This window comes from Aestuariivirga sp. (assembly GCF_046093005.1).
In the GTDB taxonomy this organism is placed as follows: domain Bacteria; phylum Pseudomonadota; class Alphaproteobacteria; order Rhizobiales; family Aestuariivirgaceae; genus Aestuariivirga.
In genome coordinates this window covers 1-3,569 of sequence record NZ_JBJTER010000022.1, presented here as the reverse complement: position 1 = coordinate 3,569, position 3,569 = coordinate 1, and the positions used below count along the sequence as shown (strand labels likewise).

Below are 3,569 nucleotides of genomic sequence, written 5' to 3'. Positions count from 1 at the left end.
GCAGCCCGGCTGCGGCACATAGCGGGGACCCAGTGGTCAACGAAACGGTACATGAACATGCGGCCTCTGTTTCAGGCCGACGAAAACCCAACCGAAGCCGCCGTGGCTTGAAAAAATGTGCGAAAGAATCTGGACACTGCCTGGCCCGGTGATGCTGAGCGAAACCCAGTCGCGTGGGTCGTGCTGTGACTGGCGCTTGAGAAAGGTGTAATCGACATCTGCAGCCCGCCGGATGGTGTTTTGGCGGTTATCGAGAATGAAATCGCCCTCGCTGGTCACCAGGGTCAGTATCGCATGGCCCTCATTGGCTTCGTCGAGCACCACGGTAATCAGCAGTGCTGAACGGGGAAACCCCAGGCCTTCAAGATAGAGCTGTTTCAGCAGCGCGTAGTCTTCGCAATCGCCGGCATCGGTGGGATAGGCCCAGTATTCCGCCTCGCCGTAGAGAATCTCGTCGCTTTCGGGTGCAATCTGGGCGTTGACCAGGCTGTTGATGCGCTGCACGAGGCGCCACCGCTCCGCGGACATGCGCAGGGTGCCGTAGCTCAAAGCCGCCGGAGCGCAGCGCTGCGGCTCGCGGCCGCAGAAGCTCACAAAGCCGATCGGGGGCAGGGTCTTGCCAAAGATTTCCTGCGCCTTGGCGAAGGCTGGTCCGGAGGCCGGCAACAGTCCGATCAGTCCGGCTGCGATGGCGGCGGAGAATTTCATGTAACGGCCAGTTCCCCTGTTCTTGTTGATGAGAGACTAGCGCCAAGCCTTTGAGAACGCGTTCAGAGTGGACGGCAAATGCGGCCAGTTGCAGTAGCAAACCGTTCACTACGCATGCCGCCCGGAAAGCAGTTGATTCACCAGGAGCCGCCTGTTAGACACCGCGAACCAATGCTTTGGCGTGCGGCCATGGCGGAATTGGTAGACGCACTAGCTTGAGGTGCTAGCGGGTAACACCGTGGAGGTTCGAGTCCTCTTGGCCGCACCATTGACTTTCACGTTCATCGGCGGGTCACCCGTTCGGCGATGAACTCGGCAAGCGCCGCCGCAGCGGGTGCAAGGCGCGCCTGGCCCAGAAGGGCGATCTCCGCCGCCGCCAGGCCGGGCCATCCTTCCAGCATCACAAGGTCCTGCGGGACCATCGCCTGCGGCATCACCGCATAGCCAAGGCCGGCCCGCACCGCCGCGGCCTGGCCCGCGAAAGACGGCGAGGTGAACACGCCTGTCCAGGCGACGCCCTTCGCATCGAGCGCGCCCGCCGCCCGGCTGCGGTAAACACAGGGCGCGGGGCTGAGGACGAGCGGCAGATTGCGCCCCGCCCGCGCCCGCTCAAACGCCGGTTCGAGACCGGCGGCCGCAACCCATACCAGCTGTTCCTGCCACAAGGCCCGCGCCCCGGCATAGCGCCGCGCCGGATCCTGCTTGACGATGATCAGGTCCTGGCGGCCTGCTTCGAAATCCGCCACCAGCGGCAGGGTGAGCTGGCAGGTGACATGCAGCTCCACCGCCGGGTGAGCGGCGGCGAACACGCCCAGAATGTCAGGAAGATAGGCGGAGGCAAAGTCTTCCGGGCTGCCGAAGCGGACCTCGCCGGAGATGTCCGGCGTGCGGAAGCGGGCCAGCATGGCATCGGCCTGCGCCACCATGGCGCGCGCATGCACCAGCAGCCGCTCGCCATCCGCCGTCAGCCGCACGTTGCGGGTGTCGCGCTCCAGCAGCAGCCGGCCGAAGGTTTCCTCGAGCTTCCGGATCTGCCCAGAGACCGCCGATTGCGAGCGGCCAATCAAAGCCCCGGTGCGCGAGAAACTGCCGGTCTGGGCCAGCACCACGAAGGTGCGGAGCAGGGCGGTGTCAACATCATGCATGGTCCAACCTATCAGCGAAACCGATAAATCAGATATATACTTCGCATTTCTCTTTTCAATTGTTGCATTGCAGAAGGGCCGGGCAATCAACCCTGGAGCCTATCATGGACGGTATCCTTATCGAAAACCTGATTTCCCCCATCACCCTTGCCTTTCTGCTGGGCATCCTCGCGACGCTCATCCGGTCCGACCTGGAAATCCCCGAGCCGGTGATCCGTATCTTCGCGATCTTCCTGCTGTTCTCGATCGGCCTGCAGGGCGGCCATGAGCTGGCCAATGCCGATCTGAGCAACATCGGCGGCGCCGTGGCGGTGACGGCGCTGGCGGTGATCTTCATCCCACTCCTGGCCTTTTTGGCCGCGCGCTTCGTGGTGGGCCTCAGCATCGTGAACGCCGCCGGCGTTGCGGCGCTCTATGGATCGGTGTCCTCCGTCACCTTCGTGGTGGCGCGCACCTATGGCGAGGCCGCCGGCACGCCGATGGAGGGCTACATCACGGGCCTGGTGGCGCTGATGGAGCTGGGCATCCTCGTCGCCCTGTTCTATGGGCGGCTGGCGCTGTCGCGGGCGGATGGCGAAAAGGGGTCGCCCCTGTCGGCGATCCTGATGGAAACCCTGCGTGGCCGGGGCCTGTTGCTGCTGGGCGGCGGGCTGATCATCGGCGCCGTCTCGGGCGACAAGAACTTCGCCAAGATCGAGCCGTTCTTCGTCGAGATGTTCCGCGGCGTGCTGGTGCTGTTCCTGCTCGAAATGGGCATGACCGCCGGACGCCACCTCAAGGAATTCGGCCAGGTGGGCGGGCGCATGCTGGTGTTCGGCCTGGCGATCCCCATGATCAACGGCTTCATCGTCACCGGACTGGCGACGCTGGTGGGACTGCCGATGGGCTCAGCCTTCGTGCTGGGCGCGGTGGCCGCCTCGGCGAGCTACATCGACGCGCCGGCCGCGGTGCGCGCCACCTTCCCGGAGGCCAATCCGTCGATCTACCTCACATCCTCGCTCGGCATCACCTTCCCCTTCATGGTGCTGGCCGGGGTGCCGCTGGTGTGGAAGATGGCGGCCTTCTGGCAGGGTCTCTAAGGCCCCAAAGGCGCGGGTGGTGCGGGCGGAGGGAGTCGAACCCTCACTTCCATACGGAAAGCGGATTTTAAGTCCGCTGCGTCTACCGTTCCGCCACGCCCGCGCCGGGCCTTGATCTCTACAGCTTGGCCGCCCGCGCCGCTACTCCAGTTGCAGGCCGTTGGTTTTTGTTGCGGTTTCGATGCATTTTCGATGCGGTTTTGTTGCCGCCCACGTTGGCTGGCGAAAAGCCTGTCAGACGGGTCTGACGGTTTGCCTCGGCACAGAACTGTAAATCTGGACTGACAGTTTCGAGAACGATTGCAAAAAACACCGGCGGCTGACGGCGTAAAGACCCCTCGGCCGTCATGCCAGCGCAGGCTGGCATCCAGCTTACCCTTGCCAAAGCTGGACCCCTTGGGTTTCGCCGGGGTGACGCCTGAGCAGGGATCATGTTTCGGCGAAAACTCAAAGTGGTCTAAAGCGCGATCTCCGCATTCGGATCGCCCGCCGCGAGGGCGTTGATGTAGGCGAGGCACAATGGCCTGCTGCCGGTTCCGTGGACACCGAGTTAAGGTGTTTAATGGAACTGGAGGTGTCCAATGGAGAGACGGAAGTTCAGCCGCGAGTTCAAGCTTGAGGCAGTAAACCTGGTCCG

Annotated in this window: 3 protein-coding genes and 2 tRNA genes; 2 read left to right on the top strand and 3 right to left on the bottom strand. The window is 63.6% G+C overall.

The features are described from left to right. Nucleotides 1-36 precede the first annotated feature (36 nt). On the bottom strand, nt 37-708 hold the full coding sequence (locus ACKOED_RS01245; protein WP_408914756.1) for a transglutaminase-like cysteine peptidase: 672 nt from the start codon (nt 706-708) through the stop codon (nt 37-39). Nucleotides 709-891: 183 nt separating this feature from the next. On the opposite strand from ACKOED_RS01245, the gene ACKOED_RS01240 reads away from it, so the two are divergent. Beyond that, nucleotides 892-976: transfer RNA gene (locus ACKOED_RS01240), tRNA-Leu, on the top strand. A gap of 13 nt (nt 977-989) precedes the next feature. Here the strand turns inward: ACKOED_RS01240 and ACKOED_RS01235 are convergent. Further along, nucleotides 990-1,853, bottom strand: a complete 864-nt coding sequence (locus ACKOED_RS01235) for a LysR family transcriptional regulator (RefSeq protein ID WP_408914755.1) — start codon at nt 1,851-1,853, stop codon at nt 990-992. Nucleotides 1,854-1,957: 104 nt separating this feature from the next. Here ACKOED_RS01235 and ACKOED_RS01230 point away from each other — a divergent pair, with 104 nt between their 5' ends. Next, nucleotides 1,958-2,932 carry a sodium-dependent bicarbonate transport family permease gene (locus ACKOED_RS01230; RefSeq protein ID WP_408914754.1) on the top strand — a complete coding sequence of 325 codons (975 nt, stop codon included), beginning with the start codon at nt 1,958-1,960 and terminating at the stop codon, nt 2,930-2,932. Nucleotides 2,933-2,949: 17 nt separating this feature from the next. On the opposite strand, the gene ACKOED_RS01225 is transcribed toward ACKOED_RS01230, so the two are convergent. Continuing rightward, a tRNA-Leu gene (locus ACKOED_RS01225) sits at nt 2,950-3,035 on the bottom strand. Nucleotides 3,036-3,569 lie beyond the last annotated feature (534 nt).